Origin of the sequence: Paenibacillus sp. PSB04 (assembly GCF_025809195.1) — a bacterium.
Lineage (GTDB): Bacteria > Bacillota > Bacilli > Paenibacillales > Paenibacillaceae > Paenibacillus_AQ > Paenibacillus_AQ favisporus.
The window spans coordinates 1,079,959-1,105,440 of record NZ_CP081301.1 but is presented as its reverse complement, the minus strand read 5'-3'; the positions used below and the strand labels follow the sequence as shown (position 1 = coordinate 1,105,440).

The following is a 25,482-nucleotide window of genomic DNA, read 5'->3' as shown; positions in this document are numbered from 1 at the left end:
CGCTATTTCCGCATTTTATTGATTTTTTTGTTGGGTGTTTTCACTATCGTCGGCCGGCTGCGCAAAGCCCAAAACGGCCCCCGGATATAAGTGTCCAGCATGTCCTTAAAGTTGATTGGGGCCAGGGGCGTGAGATAAGAGGTCCCCATATTCGTGACCCCCGCCAAATGGATCACGACCATGCCGATGGCCATTAGCAGACCAAGATTCCCCAGAATACCGGCCATGATGATCAGCCCGAACCGGATGAGACGAATCGATGCACTCATGATGTAACTCGGGATGACGAAGGAAGCGATCGCTGATGTCGCGACGGCAATGATCAGGATGTTGCTCGTAAACCCGGCCTGAACTGCAGCCTGACCGATGACAATACCGCCGACGATGCCGATGGTCTGTCCGACCTTCGTCGGCAGCCGGGCGCCGGCTTCCCGCAGCAGCTCGATCGTCGTTTCCATAAGCAGCGCTTCGAGCAGCGGGGGAAACGGGACCTTGGCCCGGGACTCCGTCAAGTTGAGCAGCATCGTGTGCGGGATCATTTCATAATGGTAGGTTGTTACAGATACGTAGAAGGCGGTAAAGGAAATCGTAATCAGGAAGCCGATCAACCGCAAAAAGCGCAGTGCGGTGCCGATCAGCCACCGCTGATAATAGTCATCCGGCGATGAGAAGAAATCGAAGAAGGCGGTCGGGCAGGTAAAGCCCGACGGACTGCCATCGACAAATCCGGCGACCCGCCCGGCGACCAGCTTGGACACGATGGCATCCGGACGCTCGGTCGTCATAAATTGCGGAAAGATGGAGTTGGGATTCTCATCGATAAACTGTATCAGCATATTGGAATCGGTAACGGCGTTATATTCAATCCTTTGGATCCGCCTGATCAGCTCGTCGACAATTTCCTGATTGGCGAGCCCTTCTATATAAGCGATGACGACGACGTTTTTGGCAACCTCCCCGACCTCCAGCTTAATGAACTTTAAATGGGAGCTCTTCAGCCTTTGGCGCAGGACACCGAGGTTCTGTCCAATATTCTCCACAAAGCCGTCATGGGGACCGGAGATGACCGTTTCGGTCTCGGATTGATCAATGCTGCGGCCGGGCGGTTTGGCGATATCGACCAAATAAGTGCTGCCTCGGAAGAAAACAGCTGCCTTGCCGTTTAGAATGCCTTTGATGCACTCTTTGCTGTCTACGACGACGACATATTGGGAACGGCTAAGGACGGTTTTGACTTGTTCTTCGTCCGCATCGGTAAAGGGCTGGATGATTTCCTGCAGCAGCTGGTCATTGCCGACGAGAAAAGCCAAATAAATAACATCCACTTTGCAATGCGGGTAGGTTCGGTGTATAAAATCCATCGAGTTTTCGAACTGCCGGATCGTGTGCTCCAGCGAAGGATGCTCATTTTTTTCCGGCTCTTTGACGGTTGTTTTCTCTTGTTCCCCGGCTACAAAAAAATGCTTAATTTTTGCAAATATGTCCATAAATCACACCTCGTGGGTATTCTATCCAATCGTGGTACAGTTATACGCGACCAGGTGCAGGCGGCAGAGGTTGCTGTTTGATCACAGAACAGAGGGGTAGTGTATGGAGTAGGGGATAAACTTCAAAGGAGGCGGGCCGGGGATGAAAGATTACCGGGAACTATATATTCGGGGGATATTGGATATAGCGGAGGAGCATGGGCTGGATTATACGAGGGAGAAGCTGGAACCCATGACTGAAGACGAGCTGATTGCGCTCCGGGACCGGCTGAGAATGAAGTACGAGAATATCCATTTCAAGCGGTACTGTTGATGGGGTGCAGGTACGATTGTAGCGCTGAACTATTTCTCCTTTTATAAACATATTTATGGAGAAAATATCTGAAAATTGCTATAATGGAGGCATCTGAGCAGAACCGAAGGGATGTGCGATACATGAAAGCAATTGGCCTGGATATTGGGGGAACTTCCATCAAGGGCATGGTGCTCGATAGGAACGGACAGGTGCTCGACCTCGGTAAAATCGCGACCGATGCGAAGCAGGGGAAAGACCGGATTATGGCCAACATGCATTCGCTTCTGCGTGAGCTGCTGGAAAGAAACGGCGATGTGACCGGCATCGGTATCGGCACCGCCGGCCGGGTCGACGTCCATACCGGAAGGATTGTGTATGCGACCGACAATTTGCCGGGCTGGCAGGGAACGGAGCTGAAGGCGATCTTGGAGCAGGCATACGGCCGGCCGGTCTTTGTCGATAACGACGCCAACACAGCCCTCGTCGGAGAGGCTTGGCTGGGCGCGGGCAAGGGGATTCCCGATATCACCATGCTTACCCTGGGCACTGGCGTAGGCGGGGCAAATATGGTGGGCACGGAACTGTTCAGGGGGGCTGGCTGGAACGGCGGAGAATGGGGACATACCATTCTCATACCCGGGGGCCGGCCATGCAACTGCGGCCAGCGGGGCTGCGTGGAGCAATATCTGTCTGGGACGGCGCTGGTTTCCCTTGCTGCAGAGGCTGCAGGCGTATCCTATCCGTCAGGGGTTGAGGTGCTGGAGGACTTTAAGCGAGGGCTTCCGGCTGTTGTAAAGGTTGTCAACGAATACGTCGGAAATTTAGGTGTGCTGCTGCACAATATCCATATCGGCCTCAACCCCGGTGTGATCGTTATTGGCGGAGGCTTGACCGATTCACGGGAAATCTGGTGGCCGCTGCTTGATGAATGTCTCTCCAGCTTAAGTCCGGGGATCGATGTCCGCCCGGCGCAGCTCGGCAACCAGGCGGGAGCGATCGGGGCGGCCAGGCTTATTTTGAACCAGCTGGAAAGAGTATAGAAATACATAGCACGGCAGTCATTCGGGTAGAATGGCTGCTTTTTGGCGTATGGCGTTCATTTTTTTGAAAAGAGGATGTATCCCCTTACACCTGTACTGCGCATGATGTAGGGGAAGGGAAGCGATTGAATAAATAGTTTGTATATTAATTATATGTTAGCAAATATTATTTACAAAAAACATCTTTGGCTGTAAAGTGAAAAGAAGAACATGCACAAGAGAAGGGACGATCCGGTCGTGAACAAGGGAGACTACGAGGATCTGTACGGACAATTTGTTTCCAGAACCAGCCGCGCGCTGAACCGGTACATGGCGTTACATTTAAAGGATGACGATATTACCCCGGAACAATGGACGGTCATTAAGCGGCTCAGTGAGCAGGACGGCATTACGCAGAAGGATCTCGCATGGATTGCCGATAAAGACCAGGCGAACCTGACGAAGATTCTCGACATCCTGGAACGTAAGCATCTCGTGCGCCGCAGCCGAAATGAAGAGGACCGGCGGTCGTTCTTGATCTATATCACGGAAGAGGGCCGGCAGCTGCATCGGGAGCTGGTCGGGCGGATCAACCGGCTGTACCGGGAAGAGGTGCTCGCCGGTATTCCGGAGGCGGAGCTGGCCCTGTTCAGCGGGATGCTGAAGCGGATCAACCGGAATATCGGAGCGAGCGGTCCGTTCGTTGATGAATATGAGGCTGAGCAGTGATGAAAAGGGATAGATGAAAAGGTAGAACGTACCGCATGGAATGGGTGCGAATAAATATGGAATCTAAGAGAAAGAGATGATGCGAATTGAATACGATGCATACTTATCCGGGGGTACGGGCGGTTCACAAGGGCCCGGCTCCCGGAACCGTCCGGGACGCGTTCCGCATCCGGCGGATGCCGCTGCAGTGGTTCCGGGGGATCGGCTCGGCCGTTGCAGCAGGGGTTCCTACGCTGATCGGCGCGCTGACCGGGCATCTCGATTACGGGCTGTGCGCCTCGATCGGGGGCTTTGCTTTCCTGTACGTGGGCAGCGAAACGTACCGGCAGCGGGCGATCAAGCTTGCCTGTGTGGCCCTGGGCCTGTCGCTTACCTTTGGTCTGGGGTCGCTCTCAGCGGCAACCCCGTGGCTGATGGTGCTGCTGTTTGGCTTGATCGGTGCCCTTGCCGTATTCGGCTTTGGCGCATTTCAAATGGCCGGACCGTCGGCCATGTTCTTCATTCTGACCTTCTCGGTCGGAACGAGTCTGCCGTACGATCTTCACGCCCTGCCGCTGCGAACCCTGCTCGTGCTGACCGGCGGAGCCTTTGCCTGGATGGTGGGAATGAGCGGTTGGCTGCTTCGCCCTCATGGGCCGGAGACCAAAGCGGTCGCCGGGGCTTACCGGAGCCTGGCCGCCTTTGTGGATGCGATCGGAACCGATTTGTACCCGGAGAAAAGATACCAGGCGGCCGTTCAGCTTCGAGCAGCCGACGCGGCCGTGTCCGGCGGGGAGCTGCGCTGGCGCCGAAATTACGGGCCGACGCTGCGGCTGATGGCATTGACCCGGAAGGCCAATGAGATGTTTATGGCGGCCGTCGAAATCTCGCTGGACCGCCAGGCGGCGAAGGTGCCGGAAGGGACGGCGGCGTCCCTTCTCTCGATTGCGGATCGCTTGCAGCATCCGCAGCAGGAGATGCTGCAGCCCAAGGCGGCTGCGGACATCCCGAACGGGCATGTCCGGCGCTTGTCCGGGCTGCTGAACGAGGCGGCCGCCATCTGCCTGGGGGAAGATGCAGGCCGCGGGACGGCGGAGGAAGGGACCCTTCCTCCCTCATTTTCGCTGCGCCGTCTCTTGTCCGGCGCTCTGAATCCGCACTCGGCGCTGCTCCATACCTCGCTTCGGTACGGCATCATGATTGCCGTCGCTGCTGCGGTCGCCTACTCGCTGGATTTGAACCGGTCCTACTGGGTGCCGCTTTCTTGCACGGCGGTGATGCTCGGTACGACGGTGCTCGGCACGGCTCACCGGGCCATCCAGCGGACGGCGGGCACCGTCCTCGGGCTGTTCCTCGGCGCCTTCATCCTGTCGCTGCGGCCCGAGGGCATTTATATCGCGCTGATCATGGCTGTTCTTCAATTTATTATCGAACTGATTTACTTGCGCAATTACGCCCTGGCCGTCATCTTCATCACGCCGAGCTCCCTGCTGATCGCGGAGAGCAGCCATCCGGATATGGCGGTAAGCTTCTTCATCTCGGCCCGGTTGACCGATATTCTGATCGGGAGCGCCATCGGCATCATCGGCATGCTCATCCTCTGGAGACGTGCTTCTTCCAGCAAGCTGCCGCGGGCGCTTGCAGGCGTCATCCGGATGGAGGGGAAATTGCTGGAGAGCATCCTGTCCTCCTCCCCCTCCAGCAGGGTTACCACATGGACGAACGAGCTGGAAACTGCGCTTATCCGGCTGCGTCTGCTGTATGACGGAGCGCTCGCCGAGTCGGTGGGCCGGCGGAATCAGGCCAGCTCCTGGTGGCCTGCGCTGGATGCGGTGCAGCACATCGGTTACGCGCTGATCACGGCAGCCGGTAACGCCCAGAGTCATGCCGCACCGGATGAAGCGTCATCGGACTGCAGCCTGTTCTTTGAACAGATGGCCCAGGCCGCCGAGCAGCAGCTCACGCCTGAGCCGGCGAACATCCCGGCGCTCAGCTCCATCCCCGTGCTGCAGCATGAACTGGCCGGGCTTCATGAAGCGCTGCAGATCCGGGACCGCACGGCGCAGTCCCCTGCCATCAAATCATCATAATCTACCCTCTTCGGCAAGCCGTAATAGGACTTTATGTCCCGCGGTTTGCCTTTTTTTCTTATCTCATCCCATCCCAACTCATCCCAACTCATCCCAACTCATCCCAACTCATCCCAACTCATCCCATCTCATCTCATCTTTTCTCTTCTAACTTTAACTTTAACCTCCAGCCTTTACCGCCACCACCAGCCGTTCTTCGACAAGTCCTCCTATAGTTGTACTGAAAAAGACTACGCTTTTCGACAAGTTATGACTTGGCCAAAATCATATCGATGAACCGCTGTGCAGGGGGAGAGGCCTCCTCCTTCCGGGTGTAGATGGAGACCGGATTCGTCATATGCACGCCGTCGATTTCCACCCGGGAAATGATGCCTGCCGCGATATGTTCGCGGGTCTCCAGCAGCGACAGAAAGGCCGCGCCGTAACCCTCCATCACGACCCGCAGGGTTTCGTTCAGACCGTTCATCTGCAGCCCGACTGGCGGGGCGGGCAGATGGCGGGCGGAGCATAGAGCGATCAGCTGCTCTCTGCCGAAACTGCCCTCCTCGCGGTAGATGAACGGCTCCTGCAGCATCTCTTCCAGGGTGACCCGGGCGCCGGCCAGAGGATGCCCATTATGAACGATAAAGCACATTTCGTCCTCATACCAAGGGGTGCGCAGCAGAAGCGGATGGTCCAGCCGGATGCCGCCGATAAAGGCGATCTCCGCGCGGTAATGCAGCAGCAGATCGGCGGCCTGGCTGGAATTGGCGGTGCTGAGCTCGACGCCGACGCCGGGATAAGCGCGTTTGTAGCGGGCAATCCACTTGGGGAGCAGGAAGTTGGCCGGAAGATAGGTGGCCGCCAGGTGAAGCTTGCCGGCGCTGCCCGCTTTCAGCTGCTCCAAGGTCTCCTCGATATGGCCTTCCAGCTCGAACAGCCGCCGGGCTTCGGCAGCCAGATGCCTGCCGGCCTCTGTCAGCATGACGCCCCGCCCCTGGGGGATCAGCAGGCGGAGGCCGATTTCGCGTTCCAGCTTTTTGATTTGGGCCGTCACGGCGGGCTGGCTGAGATGCAGAGCCTCGGCTGCGAGAGTTACGCTTCCGAGGGAAGCGGCTTGGTAAAAGAGGCGAAGCGCGTGCAGGTTCATGGGAGTTCTCCTTTACATAGGGATAGGGATTCAGATCAATTCATAATTGAAATTTATGTTTTATGAAAAACAATATATTAGATTTATACCGTAACAGAGCATATTCTAAGCTTAAATTACAGGCGGGTGCAACCATTTGAGGAAGCACAACGTCAAAATAGGAGGAATTTGTCAATGAGGCTGAAATGCGTGGATTGCGGCAGCCGTTGTCCCCTGGAGCCGTTTCAGGTTCGATGCGGGTGCGGCGGGCTGCTGGAAGTGGAGCAGGATCTGGCGATGGTCGATGCCGAGTTTCTGAAGCGGCGGTTTCAGGAGCGCCTGTCCGAACGGACGGGGGTCTATGCCAGCGGCGTATGGCGGTATAAAGAATTAATTTTTCCGGAACTTCCGGACGAATATATTGTTACTAAATATGAAGGCAATACCGGAATGTACGCTCCGGAGCCGATTCGCGAAACGCTGGGAATCCGCGGGCTGTACTTCAAAGCGCAGAGCGAGAATCCGAGCGGCTCATTCAAAGATAACGGGATGACCGTGGCCGTGTCGCATGGTCGTTCTCTCGGGTACTCCGCATTTGCGTGCACCTCGACGGGCAATACCTCCTCTTCGCTCGCCATGTATGCAGCGATGGGAAGGAGCCGGGCGTATGTATTCGTCCCCAATCGGAAGGTATCCGCCAACAAGGTGCTGCAGACTCAGGCTTACGGCGCCCGGGTCCTCAGTTTTGACGGCACGTATGATGACGGAATCCGCTTCCTGGAGAAGCGGGGCGAGGAGTTGGGGTTGTACGTCTGCAACTCGGTGAACCCGCTGCGGATCGAGGGTCAGAAGAGCATTATTTATGAAATCGCCCAGACGCTCGGCTGGAGTCTGCCGGACTGGATCATCATTCCCGGCGGCGCGCTCAGCAACGTATCTGCACTTGGCAAAGGGCTGGCCGATTTGAAAAGCCTCGGGTTCATCCCGTCGGTGCCGCGGATCGCGCTGATCCAGGCGGAGGGGGCCAGTCCCTTCCACCGCATGATGACTTCGGGAAGCCCGGTGCTGACGCCGGAACCCCGGCCGGATACGCTGGCCTCGGCACTGAACATCGGCAACCCGCCGAGCTGGAAAAAAGCGCGCAGCGTGCTGGAGATGAGCAGCGGCGTAACCTGCTCCGTCACTGATGCGGAAATTCTCGCCGCCAAGGCGCAGATCGACCGGAACGGGATCGGATGTGAGCCGGCATCGGCAGCGACACTCGCCGGATTGCAGAAGCTGGTCGCCGAGAAGACGATTGCCAAGGATGAGACGGCGGTCTGCATTTTGACGGGAAACCTTCTGAAGGATACCGACGTGCTGAAGGGAAGCTTTCAGGACATTCCGGTTGACTTGTCGGGTTCGGACTGGGAGGCGCTGCTCCGGTAAACTTAAGCCGCGTCTCCTAAAGCCGGCGGAGGGTGACTGAGGAAATGACCGCAAACATACGGGGAGCGTTTTTGGGGCATCTTTTATGGAAAGGTTCGCCTGCTCTGACGTTGCCTTCTAATATCCGTCACGGGTTAATGATAACCAAGACGCTGTGACACCCGCATGATTAGACGTTTTCCAGACACGATTACAAAGGGATAAGGGGCGCATGCTTTTTCATGATCAATAAGAGGAAATTCGTATATTTCGTCCTTGTTCCACTCCTGCTTATAGGGCTGGTTATTTCATTGACGCCGGCTTCCCTGTTCCATGAGGCCGCGACGGCTCAGGTGGATGCTCCCGTAAAGACGGGGGGCACAGCGGGAACGCAGGGCAAGCAAGCGCAGGGCATGCACACACAGAGCAAGTATTACGACGTCGTCGTCATCGGCAGTGAAATACAGGGCGTGCTGCTGGCCCGGGAAGCGCAAAAGCAGGGGCTGAGCGTTCTGATTCTCGATCCGCGGAGCAAGCCGGGCGGCGAGCTGATTCAGGGTCAGATGATCTTTCTGGACGAGCCGCATGACGCCAAGAAGCGGAGCCTGGTCCAGGGCGAGATCAAAACCTTGTTTGACGGCTACAACAGCGGGAAGATCCGGAAGGCGGCCGATTTTAACCGGTACTATAACCGGCTGATCAAGGGAATTCCGGTCCAAAGCGGAATCACGGTCAAGTCCGTCACGGCTGCGGCTTCCGGCGGCAGCAAAAAGCTGCTGAAATCCTTGACGTACCGGGATCCTCAAGGCAGCGTCGTTACGGTAGAGGCGGGCTATTGGGTGGAAAATACGGACTTTAATGCCCTGACCGGCAAGCTGAATGCGAAGCGGATTCCCGGGATGGAGCGCATTTCAAAGGTCGGCCATCCCGACTACATGGCGGCCACGATGATGCTGAAGTTCAAGCATGTGAACTGGAGCAAGCTCCACCAGGCCGTGCTGGACGACTACCCGTTGACCAACGTCCGGGATAAGTACGGCGGAAATACGTATGTCGATTGGGATTTTGCCACTGGGTTCAGCAACATAACGCTCAAATACAAGCCGCGCGATCCGCAGCTGCTGCTGAGGGGAATGAACACCTCTTACCAGAAGGGCGGCGAAGCCATTATGAACTCCCTTCTGATCTTCGACGTCAATCCTTCCGATCCGAAGTCGGTGCAGTCCGCCCTGGATAAAGCAAAGGCAGAGGCTCCGTTCATCCTGCAATTTTTGAGGAAGAACATCCCGGGATTCGACCGGGCCGAGCTGAACGGCTTTCCGGATTATTTGTATATCCGCGACTATAACCGGTTCGAAACGGATTATATTTTGACCTTCTCGGACGTCATGAACAGCCGGATGTTCTGGGATAACGTCAGCATTGGCGGTTATGCGCTGGATCTGCAGGGAACCCGGACGGTGCCGAAGGGCATCCATCTCGGTCAGCCGGACCGCTATGGCATTCCGCTGCGCTCTTTTGAACTGAAGGGCTATGACAACGTCCTGGTGACCGGCAAAAATATCGGGGCGTCCATCGAAGCCTATGGCAGTGCGCGTATCATGCCGAACACCGCTCTGGCGGCGCAGACCATCGGCATTATTTTGGGCAGGGAGCTGAAGCAGGGTAAGCGCCTGCACGACCTGAACCAGGAAGACTTCAAACGGATTCATCAGTACTTGAAAAAGGAATACCGTATTAAAGTAGACGGATAAGGAACACGTTAGGATATTCGGGCCCTGCCCCTCGTCCCCGGCGTTCTTTACCATTCAACCGTTACCATCTGTGGTAATTCGGATCATCAGTTTGTCAGAAAAGGCAGGGAGCTTGGGGCTCTCTGCCTTTTTGCGTCGTTCGTGAAAGGCATCCCTTCGGGAACCGGTGCGCTTGAAGAACAACAGCGTTTATCGGCTGCCTTTGGTAGGTGCGGTAGAGTCGCCTGCAGGGGAGATGCAAAACCAGAGGCAGCGGATTGCCTTTTTCGCGCATTTACAGCGGATGATGGATCTGCTAGAATAGCGGTAAATTAATTGTCAACCAATACAACGCTGATTTGGTTGACAATTAACGAGTAGCAAATAGACCGATGTAACGACTAAACGAATACCGAAAATATAACAGCTCGAAGGGATGATAACCTATGCAGAAGGACATGGTTCTGAGAAGCCCGGTACGGCAGGACTGGCAGGCATTGGCCGACAAGGCGCTGAATGGGCAGCGGCTTACCATGGAAGAAGGACTGGCTGTTTTAAACGCACCGAACGATGAGATTCTGGGACTGATGCAGGCTGCTTTTACAGTAAGAAAGCATTACTACGGCCTGAAGGTGAAGCTCAACATGATCTTAAACGCCAAGAGCGGGCTGTGTCCCGAGGACTGCGGCTACTGCTCCCAATCCATCGTATCTACGGCGCCGATCGAGAAGTACAGCCTGCTGGATAAAGAGACGGTGCTTGCCGGAGCCCGGGAGGCTCTTGCGCGTAAAGCGGGTACATACTGCATCGTGGCCTCCGGCCGTGGCCCGACGCCGAGGGAACTGGATCAAGTAGTGGAGGCGGTTCAGGAAATCCGGGAGACGATGCCGCTTAAAATTTGTGCATGCCTTGGGCTGCTAAAGGACGGGCAGGCCGAGAAACTGGCTGAGGCAGGGGTGCATCGGTATAACCACAACCTCAACACGAGCCAAGCGAATTACAGCCGCATTACCACAACGCACACCTATGACGACCGGGTGGACACGGTGCAGAAGGCCAAAGCCTCCGGCTTGTCCCCCTGCTCCGGGGTCATTATCGGCATGGGCGAAAGTGACGAGGATATCGTCGGCATGGCCTATGCCTTGCGGGAACTGGACGCCGATTCGATCCCGGTTAACTTTTTGAACGCGATTCCGGGGACGCCTTTGGAGCAGGCCGGACGTACGCCCGCGCTGAAGGCGCTGAAGGTGCTGGCTTTGTTCCGCCTCGTGTGCCCTTCCAAGGAAATTCGCGTGGCCGGCGGCCGCGAGCTGAACCTCCGTTCCCTGCAGCCGCTCGCACTCTACGCAGCCAACTCGGTATTCGTGGGCGACTACTTGACGACCGAAGGGCAGGACGTGCTTGCGGACCATGCGATGATCGAGGATCTCGGCTTTGAGATCGAGGAGCGGGCGGTCTAGCTGAGGATGCGGAGCCGCAGGGGAGGGCTGCGGGCAGGTGCTGCTATTTATCTGATCGAGGTGGTATTTGGCGAGGCAGAAATGCCGCCCAGCTGAGGGCATTTTGATACTTACGTCGACCGACCGCAACCGACTAAAATGAACGTATGTTTCGACAATTTCCCGCATAGGATGAAAAGCCGGAAAAACGACATTTGCCAGCAGGCGATGCAGCCGCTATAATAAACTCATTAATCTATCAGTAAACGGGTGTTTATTTATGCAAATTCTTAAAGATGACGTCCGCCAAAGTATTTTGAACGCCGCACTGGCCGAATTCAAGCAGCACGACTACGCCGATGCTTCCATGCGCCGCATTTCCGCCTCCGCCGGCATGACCACCGGGAATATCTACCGTTATTTTAAAAATAAAGAGGAGCTGTTCGAAGCGCTGGTCGGGCCGGTCTATGAGCGATGCATCGCCAACATCCTGGTCATTAAGGAGGAAGTGGACCAGAACTTCGCCAAAGGGACCGAGGCAAGCGACTGCCTGCAGATGGTCGAGAGCATTATTCTCGATCTGTTTGAGGAATCCAGCGCCGAGCTGATGATTTTGCTCAACCGCAGCACCGGTTCCAAATATGCCGGCGTGAAGGCAAGTATATGCGCTTTGGTCGTATCGATTCTGGAGAGCATGATCCGCTTCGGTAAGGATGAGACCGGCGAGCTGACGCTGGAAGAGAAACAGACGGCCCAGATGCTGGGCGGAACCGTGGTGGAAGGTGTATGTCTGATTCTACGCGATCACGAAGACGGGGAAACGGTCAAACGGCTGGTGAACCAGCTGGTGTATCTGTACTACTTTGGCACCGATCATTGGAATAAGAAAAAGGGATGAATCCAAGGGATTCCCTTTTTTTCGCTCAAAAATGAACGCTTGTTTACTAAGGAAGTTGAAGGAGGAATATCAACAACATGCGGCAAATCATCAAGTGGCGCTGGGCGATTCTGGTGTTATGGCTGGTGGCGACGGTCCTGCTGACCGTGTTCCAGCCCGACGTGAATGCCATTCTCCAGCAGAGAGGCCAGGATCCCCTCGCCGAAGACAGCCCTTCCAAGGTTGCGGGGGCGCTGCTCAATAAAATGACCGGCCAGAGCGGGACCAGCGACATCGTGGTGTTCCACGAAGAAAACAAGCTGACCGATGAGGATATGAAGAGCATCGAGAGCGGCGTGATGAACATGAAGGCGAAGCAGTCTGAGCTTGGCATCACCGAAGTCTTAGACCCATTCTCGATGCCTGAAGCCAAATCTCAGCTGATTTCGGAGGACGGCACGACCGTGATGGTCAGTTTCAGCCTGGACAAGAACGGGCGGGATATGGAAGAAATCACGGATCAGTTCAATCAGGCGCTGAAGGATGTCAAAGCGACATACTACCTGAGCGGCGAGGATTTTATCCAGAACGACTACATCAAGGCGTCCACGGCAGGGGTGGAGAAAAGCGCGGCGCTGACCGTTATTTTTATTCTCGTCGTGCTCATCGTCATGTTCCGTTCCGTCGTGATCCCGTTCGTGTCACTCCTTGCCGTAGGCATATCCTACCTCTGTTCGATGGGGATTGCGGCGCAGATCATCGATAAAATGAACTTCCCGGTCACCAGTGTGACCCAGATGCTGCTGGTACTCATCCTGTTCGGCATCGGGACGGACTATAACATTCTACTGTTCAACCGTTTTAAAGAGGAGTTGTCGCATGGCAAATCCGTCGATGAAGCCATCGTCGCTTCCTACAGAACGGCGGGTAAAACGATCGTATACAGCATTCTTACCGTCTTTATTGCCTTTGCAGGACTCAGCTTCTCGGACTTCGGCATCTATAAATCGGCCAACGTGGTTGCGATCGGCACGGTGATCTTGGTGCTTGAAATCTTGACGCTGACGCCGTTCCTGATGAAGACGCTCGGACCGAAGCTGTTCTGGCCGTCGAAAAAGGTGGCGGGCCACAAGGAAAGCACCTTCTGGGCGAAGCTGACGGCAGTTTCCGTTAAGCATCCGGTCATCGTGACGGTCATCATCGTTATTCTGATGATTCCGGTGCTGCTGACCAGCGGTCAGAAGCTGTCGTTCGACCAGCTGAAGGAGCTGGGGGACGGCTATCCGTCGACCAAAGGCTTCAGCATCGTCGCTGATCATTTCAGCCGCGGCCAGGCGCTGCCGACGACTGTCGTCATCGAAGACGACAAGACGATGGACAATAACGACACGCTTGGGGTTATCGACAAGCTGACCGAGAAGTTAAAAGGCATCGACGGGGTCAAGTCGGTATCAAGCGTGACCCAGCCGCAGTCGGAGCCTGTGGAGGACTTCTATATCAGCAGCCAGACGGAAACGGTGACGGACGGTATTTCGGCGTCCAAAAAAGGTGTGGACCAGATCAAGGACGGCCTGGACCAGATCGGAGATAAGCTGACGACGCCTGACTTCTCCAGCGCCAATCAGCTGGTGTCGGGTACGGGACAGGTCAAGCAGGGCTACGATCAAATTACGGACGCGATCTCGCAGGTGTCCGGCGGCATCCAGCAGGGAGCAAGCGGCGCATCGGAGCTCAGCAAGGGCATCGCGAAGCTCGAAGCCGGTATGAACACCGTCAGCACCAATACGTCCAAAATCAACCAAGGCCTCTCCGAGCTGTCCAAAGGATATGCGTCGCTCGCAGGCGGTTATGAGCAGGTATCCGGACAGATTCCGCAAATTCAGCAGGGGCTTGCCGGCATGAATACGCTGATCGGCAATCTGGGTGAGAGCCACAGTGAGCTGGCCGAGGATCCAAACTATATCCAGCTGAAGCAGACCGGCGAAGGACTCGTTACCGGTTTGGCGCAGCTTGACGGCGGTCTCAAGGAACTGAATGCGAATTATGCCAAGCTGAACGCGTCCTTCTCTCAGGCTTCCGGCGGCTTAGGCCAAATTGCCGCGGCGCAGAAGCAAATGGCTGCCGGCGTGGCAGCACTGGAGCAAGGGGCTGACCAGTTGGCCAAGGGATTGCGCCAAGGCAGCAGCGGCAGTCAGGAAATCGCCGCAAACATGAAGAAGCTGAATGCTGCGCTGGGCAGCGTCCAAAGCGGGCAGCAACAGCTGCTGAGCGGACTATCCAGCCTCTCGGGCGGCATGTCCCAGCTGAAGGAAGGCATCGACCAGAGCGGCAACGGACTGGGCGACATCTCTGAAGGTCTCGGCAAGACCAATGACTTCCTGACCCAGCTGAACAGCTCGAAGACCTTCTTTATTCCACGGGAAGCACTGGAGAACAAGGACTTCCAGCAGGCAGTGGATGCCTTTATGTCCAAGGACCGCAAGATTACGAAGCTGATTGTCATCCTCAACGACGATCCGTATTCCCCGGCGGCCATGGACACGATCGAGAAAATCAACAGCGAGGTTTCCGGCACGCTGAAGGGAACCGTGCTGGGCGACGCCAAGTTCGGAGCTGCGGGACCAAGCTCAACGACGTACGATACGAATGAGGCCCAGATCAAATCCTTCAATAGCACGGCGATTATCGTCATCGTCAGCGTGTTCGTCGTTCTGCTGTTCGTGATCCGTTCCTTCTGGCCGTCGGTCTTTATCGTATTGTCGCTTGTGGCTTCCTACTACGTAGCGATGAGTGCATCGAAGTTTGTGACGACCTATATCATTGGGGCGGAAGGGGTATCGTCCTTTGTGCCGTTCTTCTCCTTCATCGTCATCGTCGCGGTCGGCGTGGATTACAGCATCTTCCTGATGGAGCGCTACAAGGAAAACGGGGAGCTGTCTCCGGGAGAAGGGATTGTCAAGGCAGCCCGAAGCGTGGGCGGCGTCATTATTTCCGCCATGGTCATTCTCGGCGGAACGTTCGCAACGCTGATGCCTTCGGGGCTCGTGCTCTTGATCGAGCTGGCTGCGGCCGTGATCGTCGGTCTCGTCGTGCTCTGCTTCATCCTGCTGCCGATGCTGGTACCGGCCTTGATCGTGCTGCCGGAAACCTTGTCGCGCGGGCGGTCCCGCAAGCAGCAGATGGCCCATGTCAGCGGAAAGGACTCCACGCTGGATTCCTAATACTCGTAAACGTATGAACGCATGGTGCACAGGTCAAACAAGAACAATATTCTGTACACAGCAAAAAGACCGGAAGAGGCTGCAGCCCTCTTCCGGTCTTTATTTATATCAAGGCTTCACGCGGCACGTTGTCCCGGGGGTGGGGCGGGACCGCATTAAGCCAGTGTTTTCAGCGCATCAGGCGTGAACGGAGCAAGCTCATCGAAGCGGCCTTCACGCACTTTGGTGGCCCAAGCCGGGTCTCCAAGCAATGCACGGCCTACGGCAACCAGGTCGAATTCACCGTTCTCCAGGCGCTCCAGGAGATCGTCGATATCCTTGCTGCCTGCCCCTTTGCCTTCGGCAAACAGGCTCGTGAATGCTTCGTCGAGTCCGACGGAACCGACAGTAATGGCTGGTTTGCCCGTCAGCTTCTTGGCCCAGCCGGCGAAGTTCAGGTCGGAGCCTTCATACTCCGGCTCCCAGAAACGGCGGGTCGAGCAGTGGAACACGTCGACGCCCGCGTCAGACAAGGCGCCTAGCAGCTGCCCAAGGTCTTCCGGAGTTGGGGCGAGCCTTGCGTCGTATTGGTTTGTCTTCCATTGGGAGAGGCGCAGCACGACAGGGAAATCCGGTCCTACGGCACGGCGGACGGCTTCCACGACTTCAATCGCAAAGCGTGCGCGCTTCATCATATCGCCGCCGTAGCGGTCCGTGCGGCGGTTCGTTTGTTCCCACAGGAACTGGTCGATCAAATAACCGTGGGCGCCATGGATTTCCACTCCGTCAAACCCGATTCGTTTGGCATTGGCAGCCGCATCAGCATAAGCCTGGATCACGTAGGCGATTTCTTCTTCGGTCATTGGTTCGGAAACCTGATTGCCGTTCAGATCAAGGCCCGAAGGACCAATCGGCATCGCTTCCGGATTCGGCTCAGCGCCGACCGGACGGGTCATGCCGATATGCCAGATTTGCGGCATGATCTTGCCTCCGGCTTCATGAACTTGCTTAACCACTTCGGCCCATCCGTTCAGGGCGTCTTCACCGAAAAATCTCGGAATGTTCGGGCTGTCAGTAGACGCCGGGTGATTGATTACCGTACCTTCGGTAATGATGAGGCCGACGTTGTTCTCGGCACGGCGGCGGTAATAGGCTGCTACGTCCGGGCCCGGTACTCCGTTCGGGGAGAATCCGCGGGTCATGGGCGCCATGACGATGCGGGTGGGCAGCGTCAAGTTGCCAATGGTAAACGGTTCGAATAGAGCTGCGGTGGAACGGGTATGCTGTGTATTGCTGTTCATGTATCGGTTTCCTCCAATATGTGAGATTTATATCTTTATACATTTACATAAAAATAGATATATATGATGAAAAGAAAGAGCGTTTAAGCCAAAAAGTCCAGATGTGTACCATATGTCATTTTAGCCTAAAGCTCATTCTTGAGTTGTTCGATAAAACGATTGATACCCTCCTCATTCCGTCTATAGTAGGTCCACTGGCCGGCCCGGCGGGATTCCAGCAAACCAGCCTTTTGCAATTTCACCAGGTAGCCTGAAACAACCGACTGTGCAAGCCCTGTCTTCTGCGAAATGCTTCCGACGCAAATGCCGCCTTTGAAATTACAGGATGCCGGCATATGCTCCTGAGGATCAAAGTGCTCCTCCGGATGCTTCAGCCATTCGAGAATTTTAAACCGGGTCTCGTTTGATAGTGCTTTAATGGTTAATAAGGTATCCATGGATCTTATTATATCTATTTTTATAGAAATGTAAATATAGTTTGGCAAAAAAGTTTGAAATCCGGAAAACGCCCCTGCAGAACGGCTTTTAACGAATGTACCGCAAATGTCCAGGTTAACATTCCCGTTTGGGTGGATTTTCATTCGGGTAATAACGGGTGTAAATACTCGGACACCGTCCGTAACCGACCAGGAGGGGATGCATTGATGGACCGTAAGAATGAACAGCAGCCGCAGAAGGATGTAAAGGACAGTCAGCTGGAGGAATTCCGCGTCAGCGATGCGGGGAAACCCATGACTACGAACCAGGGCGTTCGGGTTTCTGAGGACGAACATTCGCTCAAAGCAGGCGAACGCGGGCCGACGTTAATGGAGGATTTTCATTTTCGGGAGAAAATGACCCACTTTGACCATGAGCGTATTCCTGAGCGCGTGGTTCATGCCCGGGGCTTTGGTGTACACGGGTATTTTCAGGTGTACAAGCCGATGACGCAGTATACGAAGGCGAAGTTTCTGCAGGACCCGTCGATGAAAACGCCGGTGTTCGTGCGTTTCTCAACCGTGGCTGGTTCGCGGGGTTCGGCTGATACGGTGCGGGACGCCCGGGGCTTTGCCACCAAGTTCTATACAGAGGACGGCAACTTCGACCTCGTGGGCAACAACATTCCGGTTTTCTTCATTCAGGATGCGCTGAAATTTCCTGATTTGGTACATGCGTTCAAGCCTGAGCCCCATAACGAGATTCCGCAGGCGTCGACGGCCCATGATACGCATTGGGATTTTGTCGCCAATAACACGGAATCGGCCCACATGGTCATGTGGACGATGTCGGACCGGGCGATTCCGCGCAGCTACCGGATGATGGAGGGGTTCGGCGTACATACCTTCCGGCTCGTCAATGACAAGGGCGAAGCGCATTTCGTCAAATTCCACTGGAAGCCGCTGCTGGGCGTGCATTCCCTGGTCTGGGACGAAGCGCAGAAAATCGCCGGCAAGGATCCCGACTTTCACCGCCGCGACCTGTGGGAAGCGATTGAAATGGGCGACTACCCCGAATATGAGTTTGGCGTGCAAATGATCCGGGAGGATGAGGAGTTCAACTTCGACTTTGATATTCTCGACCCGACCAAAATATGGCCGGAGGAGCTCATTCCCGTTCAGCGCATCGGAAAAATGACACTGAACCGCAATGTGGACAATGTGTTCGCTGAAACGGAGCAGGCGGCCTTCCACGTGGGCAACGTCGTGCCGGGGATCGATTTTTCCAACGATCCGCTGCTGCAGGGACGCTTGTTCTCTTATACCGATACGCAGCTGATCCGTCTGGGCGGACCGAACTTCCATGAGATTCCGATCAATCGGCCGGTGGCGGAGATCCATAACAACCAGCGCGACGGATACCACCGCATGACGATCAACCGGGGCCAAACGAGCTATCATAAAAACTCCCTTGGAAACAACGATCCCCGTCCGGTTTCGGAGCAGGAGGGCGGATACACCCACTATCAGGAAAAAGTGGAGGGGCGCAAGGTCCGGGCGCGCAGCGACAGCTTCAAGGACCACTATACCCAGGCCAAGCTGTTCTGGAACAGCATGTCCGACGTGGAGAAGCAGCATATTATTAAAGCTTTCCGCTTTGAAGTAGGCAAGGTGAAAAGTAAAAGCGTGCAGCAGCAGGTCGTCGATATGTTCGGCAACGTTGATCTGATGCTGGCTGAGCAAATCGCCCTCGGCGTTGGTGTCAACCCGCCGAAGGCTGGAGAAGAAGCCTCCGGAGCGACCGTGGCAGGAGGTGCCGAAACCCAGGCTTCCCCGGCGCTGAGCCAGCTTCATACTGCCATGTCCCCGGCTACCCGTAAGGTGGCGGTGCTGGCCGCTGACGGATTCGACGCGGGCGAAATGAAGGCTGTCCTCGCGGCCTTCGCTGAAGCAGGTGTCGTGCCGGAAGTCGTCAGCGAGAATCTGGGGATGATCGCAGGAACCGACGGCAGCCAGCTGGAGGCCATGCATACCTTCCTGACGGCTGACTCTGTGCTGTTTGACGCCGTCTATGTGGCCGGCGGGGAGCAGAGTATCGCCAAGCTGCAGGGTATCAAAGAGGCGGTCAATTTCGTGACGGAAGCCTACAACCACTTCAAAACGGTAGGCGCCTCCGAGCTGGCGGCCGGATTGCTGTCCGGCTCAGGCATTCATTTGGCTGATGCCTCGGCATCTTCCGGCCATCTGACGTCTCCGGGCGAGGATACCGGACTGGTGATCCACAAGGAGACGGAAGACGGCAGCGTCTTTGCCCGGCAGCTGGTCGACGCCATCGCCATGCACCGTCATTGGGGCCGGGAAATGCAGATGATTTCTCCAGCGAAGTGAACGTGTAAATCGATTGAGAATAAATAAAGCAAGATGGTCCGGCTCCGCTTGTTGCGGGGCCGGATTTTTTAACATTCAGCGTTGTTCCGATACCGGGGCGCCGAATCTGGCCGTTCTTGCTGCGGTTCGTTCCGTCCCGTTTGCCGCTCTCTCTTTGCCGTTCCCGCTTTACCGCTCCCGCTTTACCGCTCCCGCCTTATCTCGCCGGCCTTATCTCTCTCTTTGCCTCTCTTCCCATAGAAACCCGGCTCATTGGACGTGTTTGGATGGGATGAGTGCTTTATGGTAGGATAAGGAAGAATGTCAGGACCAACATCAATGGGTTTTCGCTGCTGAAAGGGTGCATAACATGAAGGAAAAGCTGGAGCGGTACAAATTTTTCCGTATCCTGGCTTCAATATATGAAATCAAAGCGATTCGCCTGCTCATTCCGCTTGCGGTGATCGCGCTCGTCTATTGGGAGGGGCAGCGGGAGCTGCGGCAGATTCACCTGGCGCGTACGTTCCATGAGCTGCGTCTGCTGCCGGTGGGCACCGTTGTGGGGATTTGTCTCTTTTCCCTGTTTTCCGTCGGGGTGATGAGCTTGTACGATTACATGATCCGCATGCATTTCAAACTGAAAGTTGGCTGGTGGAACACGTTCCGCTATGCCTGGATCGCCAACACGTTCAACAACATTATCGGTTTTGCCGGACTGACCGGCGCCGGTCTCCGTACCTTGCTGTATAAAAGGAGCGGCATTGCGCCCTCGCTGATGGCGTCTGCGGTCGTATTTTTGTCACCGGTCATCATTACGGGGTTATCCATCATGTCCTGGGGCGTTTTATCGGGGGTGTTCCCGGCAACCACAATGATTCGGGAGCATCGCTGGCTGATTTTCGCCGTATGGGGGATGGCCCTGTACCTGCCTTTATTTATTCTGATGCAGCGCTCATCGCTATTCGCGCGGTGGTTCAACAAAGGGGAGGGCCGAACGCCGTGGAGCACGGTGGCCGTCTCTCTGTGCGCATCGCTGCTGGAGTGGGTCTGCGCTGGCGTGACGTTTTGGCTGATTGCCGCCAGCGTCCTGCATGACGTGACCTTCCAGGGCGTCATGGGCATGTATACCGTATCCGCCATTGCCGGTATCCTCAGCATGGCGCCTGGAGGCATCGGCGCGTTCGACCTGACCGTTCTTCTCGGCATTGAGCATATGGGGTTTCCCGCCGAAAGGGCGATGGCCGTCCTGGTGCTGTTCCGGCTGTTCTACTACGTTATACCCTGGCTGATCGGGCTGATCATGGCGGCCTTCGAATTCGGCAGTCCAGGGAAACGCAACTTGGAGAAGGTCGAGACCGCCATCGAGATTCCGCTGAACGCCTGGCAGCGGCTGTGGCGCTGGCCGGGACAGATGCGCTTTCTCAGCGATCTGGGTGTGTGGGCGCTTGGCAAGCTCGTGCTGGTCAGCGGTCTTCTTCTGCTGCTGTCGGCGGCTACGCCGGGACTGCTGTATCGGCTGCGGTTGTCGGAGGAACTGCTGTCCATGCCGATCATGCGCATCTCCCACCTGCTGTCGGTCATGATCGGCTTTATGCTGATTATCCTCTCCCGGGGCATTTCGCTCCGTATCCGCGGGGCGTATTTGTGGACGAGCGGGCTGCTGTTCGCCGGGGCGGTCTTCACCTTTACGAAGGCGTTTGATTTCGAGGAAGCGATCTTTCTGCTGATCGTTGCACTGATGCTGTGGATCTCGCGGGCCCGTTTTTATCGCTCGGGTGCATTGATCGAGTGGAGAAGCGCAGCCGTATGGTACGTGCTCTCGGCGGTCATCGCCTTGGCTTATTACTGGGTCGGCGCTCATGTCCATCACGGATGGCTGCGCCACCTGCCGACCGCGGAGCGGATGCATTGGATGGTCGGCTCCAATCCGTATGCCGCATCCGCCGTGATCGGTCTCGCCGGGGCATGGATCCTGCTGACTATGCTGATCGTGCTCCGTCCCAGCCGCAAGGTGGCGGCCCCGGCGACACCGGCCGATCTGGACAGGCTGCGGCAGTATCTGCAGAGCCATCATGGAAATTTGCTGACCCATATGCTGTTTACGGGGGATAAAAGCTTCTTCTGGTCCGCGGATGGCGAAGTGCTGATCCCTTACGCCCGCTCGCGGGACAAGCTGGTCGTGCTCGGCGATCCGCTCGGTCCGGAGAAGCTGGTGCCGGATGCGTTGGGCGAGTTTTTGCAAATGGCCGATACCTACGCGATGTCCGTGGTCTTCTATCAGGCGACCCCCGGCTATCTGCCGATGTATCATGAGTTCGGCTACCGGTTTTTCAAGCTTGGGGAAGAAGCCTTGGTGCATCTGGATCAGTTTACGCTGTCGGGCAAGAAAAACACCGACCTGCGCACGGTACGCAATCGCTTTGAGCGGGAGGGGGCGGTGTTTGAAGTGGTTCATCCGCCTTTTGCACCGGAGCTGCTGCGCGAGCTGCGGGCAGTGTCGGACGACTGGATGCACGGCAGGCGGGAAAAAGGGTTTTCCCTGGGCTGGTTTGACGAGGGCTATTTGCAGGAGGCGCCGATTGCCGTGCTGCGGGAGACTGGAGGGAGCATCTTTGCCTTTGCGTCCCTTGCCCCTGCTTATGACGGCGGACGGACGATATCCATCGATCTGATGCGCCACCGCAGCCAGGTTCCGAACGGGACGATGGATTATTTGTTCGTCCAGCTCTTGGAGTGGTCCAAGGAACAGGGATACAAGGTCTTTAATCTCGGGAACGCGCCGCTGGCAAGCGTGGGCGAGACCCGGAGCGCGCTGCGCGAGGAGAAGCTGGCCGCGCTGGTGTTCCAGTACGGAGGGCATTGGTACGGATTTAAGGGTCTCCGGAAGTACAAGAGCAAGTTTTCGCCCGAATGGGAGCCGCGGTTCCTGGCATATCCCGCTTCCGTGTCCCTGCCAGTGCTGACCGTCGACCTGGTGCGGCTCGTATCGCGCAGGGTGTAAGGATGCCAGGCGTGGCGTTGCTCAGGATGGCGGCAAAGTATGGTGAAGCTTGGAGATTGGCGGGCCAGCGTAGAAAATCCTTAGCACCAGGCTGGCCGTAAATTTGTAAAATCAATCGAAAAACCTGAAGAATGCCGGAGAATAGCTGAATGGTTTGCGATTTAGACGATTTAGACAAGTTAGACGATTTAGAGCTGGGGTAACGGTTAATTTGATCTTGTCTACGTATTTTGATCTTGTCTACGTATAACGAACAAATTCAGTTTTTGTCTTTTAAATGGTGGACAGAGGTAACATATCTTTGCCCAAACACCCGCACCCATATATAGGGTATTTGTTGAATATAGATACTAGATACAGGTATTTTTGAGCCCAACCGCGTGCAGGAAAATATATATGTCTTGTCCTTCATTTGTAGGACAAAATAAGGATGTGTCCATTGGATAAGGACAGACCCCGTTTTTCATACTGTTGGATGGCCAAAGGCAAATGAATCATCGTCATCAAAGGGACCGGGATAAAACTTCATCCACTCTTCACCAAAGAGATCCTATATGAAAAACAGCCATTCTCCCTACAGGGGAGGCTGCGACATTTTAATTTTGTTGTTCATATAAAAAGAGGCAGACCGAACCAGGCCCCTAATAGGGGTCGCCGGTACAGACTGCCTCTTTTGTTGTTCATGCGAAGCTTGCTTTGCTATACAAGCATGATGCGGTCAGCTCGCGATATCTTGTTCGTTGGTGTGTGGCTCTGTCCGCTTTGGTCGGGGTGTTCTTCGGCGGCTGAAGAACATTGCAAACAGGGTCACCCCGATCAGAAGGACGAAGAAGACCGCCGCGATAATGAGGTCCGCGGTCGTGAAGCGGCCCATCTGGGCATTCTGGTTGCTGCCGCCCATCCCCGGCATGCCGGGGAAGCCGCCGCGGTCGTTGCCGCCTCTCTGGCGGCCGGCCCACGGCATATTGCCTTGGCCCGGCCCGCCCTGCATTCCCTGAGGCGGCTGCATTTGCCCATCCGGGGGCTGCATGTCCCCCGGATTTTGACCTTCCGGCCAGGCCGGTGGCGCTTGGCCGTCCAGGCCCTGCGTCGCGGCGCCCGCTCCACCAGCCTGGCCCTGCGTCGCGTCGCCCGCGTTCGGCCCGCCGTTCTGCGCAGCCTGCGCGCCGTCGTTAGCGCCCTGCGCCGCTCCGCCGTTGCCTGCCTGTGCAGCCCCGTCAGCCTGCGCGGCGTCCCCATTGCCGCCATTGCCGCCGGCAGCGGCCTGGCCGTTCATTGCCGGCGGCTGGCCACCAAATCCGCCAAAGCCGCCATCGGTCTTGGCTTCGACGACCAGCTCGCCGGACAGCTGCTTCTTGATGGACTCGGCCCGTTCGGTGGCGAATTTCACCAGGCTCTTATCCCCCGAAGCTCCTTCTAGCAGCTGGTCCTTAGTGTAGAACTTGGTCGGATCTTTTTCCACATACGGTGCGATCAGGGAGGAAACCTGTGTCGTCAGCGACTGCATGTTCTCTTCCGCAAAGAAGCCGTCGGCGATCTGCTGCAGGTACGTATTGTACTTCTCCCTGTATTCATCAACCGAGAGGAGGGCCTTGATCAACGGCCGTTCGTCCAGCGTCGTCCCCGATACCGGAGTCGTAATGCTGAAATTGATATTGTCCTCGCTCAGGAAATTAGCGGCCATATCCATGCCCATGCCGCCCATGCCTTGGCGGCCCTGGCCGCGCTGGCCGGGGTTCGCGTTGCCGGCCGCATCAGCGCCAGCCGGCGCGCGGTTACCTGCCGCGGCGGCATTCGCGCCTTTGCCCGCGGCTGCTGCGCCACCGTTGGCGCCGCCCTGCCCACCCCTGGCAGGAGCGCCGCCCCCTTGACCCGCGCCAGCATCGCCCTGCGCCTGACCGGCCGCATCAGCGCCATTGACGCCGTTATCTGGCCCTGCACCAGCATCGGCTTGCGCGCCGTTCGCGCCGTTACCCGGCGCTGCAGCCGCATTCCCGCCCGGCGCCGTGCCGTTTGCGCCGTTACCAGCGTCCGCCGCGCCGGCGTTGCCGTTTCCTGCCCGGCCCTGGCCGCCGTTCATGCCTCCGCGGCCGCCCATGCCGCCGCCCATGCCAACGCCGAAGCCGGCGAAGGCCATGTTGTAGTCCCAAGGCAGCATGGAGAACTTGCCGTTTTGCTCATACAAATAGTAGTTATGCTTCATTTGCCCCTGGTAGCTGTCCAAGCTGACCAGCGCGGTGGTGGCTGCAAAATACCGCAGCATTTCGTCCACGTCCGCGACATCCGCCACACTCCCGCCGTGATTGATCGTGTCGAGGAACTTTAGCATGGCGGTCTGCGTGGAGTTTGGATTCGTTTTGAGGTTCAGGCCGGTGTAATCCTTGATGTCATCGCTGATCCATTTCAGGTCGCTGCCCGTGCCGTCCGGCTTGTACAGGTCTCCGGTGCTGTTCCCGAAATTGCGCTGGAGGTAAGGCTCCTCGATCGCTTCCACGCCGAGGTACAGTCCCCATTCCTTGCCGTTGATCGTAACGTACATGTAGGCGTAGCCGGGAGCGGGAACGTCCATTTTGTTCATCAGCTCATAGGACAGGTACTCGCGCATTTGCGTAGGATCGCTGTAATTGTTGTTGAGGTTCAGCTTGCGCAGGCCGTAAAGATTCTCGTCGTCGTTATAGTGGTCAAAATCGATCTTGAAGCTGTACCGGTCGGAGTCCTCCATCTGCGCGACAGAGGAGAGGGTCATGTTCCCTTTAACCCGGATGCCGACCCCGTCGACCTGCTTGCCGTCCACGGTCACGTTGGCCTGCATCATTTCTTCGTCCAGCGGGTTGTCCAGGATTGACTGCAGATCCTTCGGGTTCATCGTAATGTCCACCGTATGAACCTTGCTCTTGTCAAACACCTTATCCATGTAGGTATCGGCCAGGCTGACGGTTTCCAGTCCCGCTTTCGGAAGAACGGCCGTTACTATGACGAACAGCACGACGAGCAGCGCCGCGGCTGCCATAATGGTTCTGTTTTTCACCAAGCG

Annotated in this window: 16 protein-coding genes; 11 read left to right on the top strand and 5 right to left on the bottom strand. The window is 56.4% G+C overall.

All coding sequences use genetic code 11. The features are described 5' to 3' along the window. Nucleotides 1–2: 2 nt before the first annotated feature. On the bottom strand, nucleotides 3–1,487 hold the full coding sequence (locus K2F33_RS05440) for a spore germination protein (protein WP_084203960.1): 1,485 nt from the start codon (nucleotides 1,485–1,487) through the stop codon (nucleotides 3–5). Nucleotides 1,488–1,629: 142 nt separating this feature from the next. Between K2F33_RS05440 and K2F33_RS05435 the strand changes: the two genes are divergently transcribed. The 4 genes from K2F33_RS05435 to K2F33_RS05420 all read left to right on the top strand — a co-directional run bounded on the left by K2F33_RS05435 (nucleotide 1,630) and on the right by K2F33_RS05420 (nucleotide 5,599). Then, nucleotides 1,630–1,800, top strand: coding sequence for a hypothetical protein (locus K2F33_RS05435; RefSeq protein WP_163882017.1), 171 nt, complete (start codon nucleotides 1,630–1,632; stop codon nucleotides 1,798–1,800). A 122-nt stretch (nucleotides 1,801–1,922) separates the two neighbouring features. Further along, nucleotides 1,923–2,822: an ROK family protein gene (locus tag K2F33_RS05430; protein WP_263881195.1), complete on the top strand. Its 900-nt coding sequence runs from the start codon at nucleotides 1,923–1,925 to the stop codon at nucleotides 2,820–2,822. 210 nt (nucleotides 2,823–3,032) lie between these two features. Further along, nucleotides 3,033–3,530 (top strand): MarR family winged helix-turn-helix transcriptional regulator, encoded by a 498-nt coding sequence (locus K2F33_RS05425; protein ID WP_263881194.1) that lies wholly within the window; start codon nucleotides 3,033–3,035, stop codon nucleotides 3,528–3,530. A gap of 95 nt (nucleotides 3,531–3,625) precedes the next feature. Further along, nucleotides 3,626–5,599, top strand: a complete 1,974-nt coding sequence (locus K2F33_RS05420) for an FUSC family protein (RefSeq protein WP_263882296.1) — start codon at nucleotides 3,626–3,628, stop codon at nucleotides 5,597–5,599. Nucleotides 5,600–5,846: 247 nt separating this feature from the next. Here the strand turns inward: K2F33_RS05420 and K2F33_RS05415 are convergent, their stop codons facing one another. Then, nucleotides 5,847–6,728, bottom strand: coding sequence for a LysR family transcriptional regulator (locus K2F33_RS05415; RefSeq protein WP_263881193.1), 882 nt, complete (start codon nucleotides 6,726–6,728; stop codon nucleotides 5,847–5,849). 174 nt (nucleotides 6,729–6,902) lie between these two features. Here K2F33_RS05415 and thrC point away from each other — a divergent pair, with 174 nt between their 5' ends. The 5 genes from thrC to K2F33_RS05390 all read left to right on the top strand — a co-directional run bounded on the left by thrC (nucleotide 6,903) and on the right by K2F33_RS05390 (nucleotide 15,384). After that, the gene (gene thrC / locus K2F33_RS05410; protein ID WP_263881192.1) at nucleotides 6,903–8,135 is read left to right on the top strand and encodes a threonine synthase; all 1,233 of its coding nucleotides are present in this window, start codon (nucleotides 6,903–6,905) and stop codon (nucleotides 8,133–8,135) included. A gap of 221 nt (nucleotides 8,136–8,356) precedes the next feature. Continuing rightward, a complete protein-coding gene (locus tag K2F33_RS05405; protein WP_263881191.1) occupies nucleotides 8,357–9,868 on the top strand; it encodes an FAD-dependent oxidoreductase in 1,512 nt (503 codons plus the stop codon). A gap of 425 nt (nucleotides 9,869–10,293) precedes the next feature. Continuing rightward, a complete protein-coding gene (gene bioB / locus K2F33_RS05400; protein ID WP_263881190.1) occupies nucleotides 10,294–11,307 on the top strand; it encodes a biotin synthase BioB in 1,014 nt (337 codons plus the stop codon). Between the two features lie 259 nt (nucleotides 11,308–11,566). After that, nucleotides 11,567–12,184 carry a TetR/AcrR family transcriptional regulator gene (locus tag K2F33_RS05395; RefSeq protein ID WP_089549611.1) on the top strand — a complete coding sequence of 206 codons (618 nt, stop codon included), beginning with the start codon at nucleotides 11,567–11,569 and terminating at the stop codon, nucleotides 12,182–12,184. 77 nt (nucleotides 12,185–12,261) lie between these two features. Next, nucleotides 12,262–15,384 carry an MMPL family transporter gene (locus tag K2F33_RS05390; protein ID WP_263881189.1) on the top strand — a complete coding sequence of 1,041 codons (3,123 nt, stop codon included), beginning with the start codon at nucleotides 12,262–12,264 and terminating at the stop codon, nucleotides 15,382–15,384. Between the two features lie 155 nt (nucleotides 15,385–15,539). On the opposite strand, the gene K2F33_RS05385 is transcribed toward K2F33_RS05390, so the two are convergent. Further along, entirely contained in the window at nucleotides 15,540–16,664 is a 1,125-nt protein-coding gene (locus K2F33_RS05385) for an NADH:flavin oxidoreductase (RefSeq protein ID WP_089549613.1), read from the bottom strand. 125 nt (nucleotides 16,665–16,789) lie between these two features. After that, nucleotides 16,790–17,101 carry an ArsR/SmtB family transcription factor gene (locus K2F33_RS05380; RefSeq protein ID WP_076172062.1) on the bottom strand — a complete coding sequence of 104 codons (312 nt, stop codon included), beginning with the start codon at nucleotides 17,099–17,101 and terminating at the stop codon, nucleotides 16,790–16,792. Between the two features lie 207 nt (nucleotides 17,102–17,308). Between K2F33_RS05380 and K2F33_RS05375 the strand changes: the two genes are divergently transcribed. Then, entirely contained in the window at nucleotides 17,309–19,468 is a 2,160-nt protein-coding gene (locus K2F33_RS05375) for a catalase (RefSeq protein ID WP_263881188.1), read from the top strand. A gap of 349 nt (nucleotides 19,469–19,817) precedes the next feature. Further along, the gene (gene mprF / locus K2F33_RS05370; protein WP_412973965.1) at nucleotides 19,818–22,448 is read left to right on the top strand and encodes a bifunctional lysylphosphatidylglycerol flippase/synthetase MprF; all 2,631 of its coding nucleotides are present in this window, start codon (nucleotides 19,818–19,820) and stop codon (nucleotides 22,446–22,448) included. 718 nt (nucleotides 22,449–23,166) lie between these two features. Here the strand turns inward: mprF and K2F33_RS05365 are convergent. Then, a complete protein-coding gene (locus K2F33_RS05365; RefSeq protein WP_263881186.1) occupies nucleotides 23,167–25,476 on the bottom strand; it encodes a CotH kinase family protein in 2,310 nt (769 codons plus the stop codon). Nucleotides 25,477–25,482 lie beyond the last annotated feature (6 nt).

Bases quoted from the DNA above. Each gene is read 5' to 3' on its own strand.
- thrC (WP_263881192.1), top strand. From the start codon at position 6,903: ATGAGGCTGAAATGCGTGGATTGCGGCAGCCGTTGTCCCCTGGAGCCG.
- K2F33_RS05385 (WP_089549613.1), bottom strand. From the start codon at position 16,664: ATGAACAGCAATACACAGCATACCCGTTCCACCGCAGCTCTATTCGAA.
- bioB (WP_263881190.1), top strand. From the start codon at position 10,294: ATGCAGAAGGACATGGTTCTGAGAAGCCCGGTACGGCAGGACTGGCAG.
- K2F33_RS05390 (WP_263881189.1), top strand. From the start codon at position 12,262: ATGCGGCAAATCATCAAGTGGCGCTGGGCGATTCTGGTGTTATGGCTG.
- K2F33_RS05425 (WP_263881194.1), top strand. From the start codon at position 3,033: ATGCACAAGAGAAGGGACGATCCGGTCGTGAACAAGGGAGACTACGAG.
- K2F33_RS05380 (WP_076172062.1), bottom strand. From the start codon at position 17,101: ATGGATACCTTATTAACCATTAAAGCACTATCAAACGAGACCCGGTTT.
- K2F33_RS05435 (WP_163882017.1), top strand. From the start codon at position 1,630: ATGAAAGATTACCGGGAACTATATATTCGGGGGATATTGGATATAGCG.
- K2F33_RS05405 (WP_263881191.1), top strand. From the start codon at position 8,357: ATGATCAATAAGAGGAAATTCGTATATTTCGTCCTTGTTCCACTCCTG.
- K2F33_RS05430 (WP_263881195.1), top strand. From the start codon at position 1,923: ATGAAAGCAATTGGCCTGGATATTGGGGGAACTTCCATCAAGGGCATG.
- K2F33_RS05440 (WP_084203960.1), bottom strand. From the start codon at position 1,487: ATGGACATATTTGCAAAAATTAAGCATTTTTTTGTAGCCGGGGAACAA.
- K2F33_RS05415 (WP_263881193.1), bottom strand. From the start codon at position 6,728: ATGAACCTGCACGCGCTTCGCCTCTTTTACCAAGCCGCTTCCCTCGGA.
- K2F33_RS05420 (WP_263882296.1), top strand. From the start codon at position 3,626: ATGCATACTTATCCGGGGGTACGGGCGGTTCACAAGGGCCCGGCTCCC.
- K2F33_RS05375 (WP_263881188.1), top strand. From the start codon at position 17,309: ATGGACCGTAAGAATGAACAGCAGCCGCAGAAGGATGTAAAGGACAGT.
- K2F33_RS05395 (WP_089549611.1), top strand. From the start codon at position 11,567: ATGCAAATTCTTAAAGATGACGTCCGCCAAAGTATTTTGAACGCCGCA.
- mprF (WP_412973965.1), top strand. From the start codon at position 19,818: ATGAAGGAAAAGCTGGAGCGGTACAAATTTTTCCGTATCCTGGCTTCA.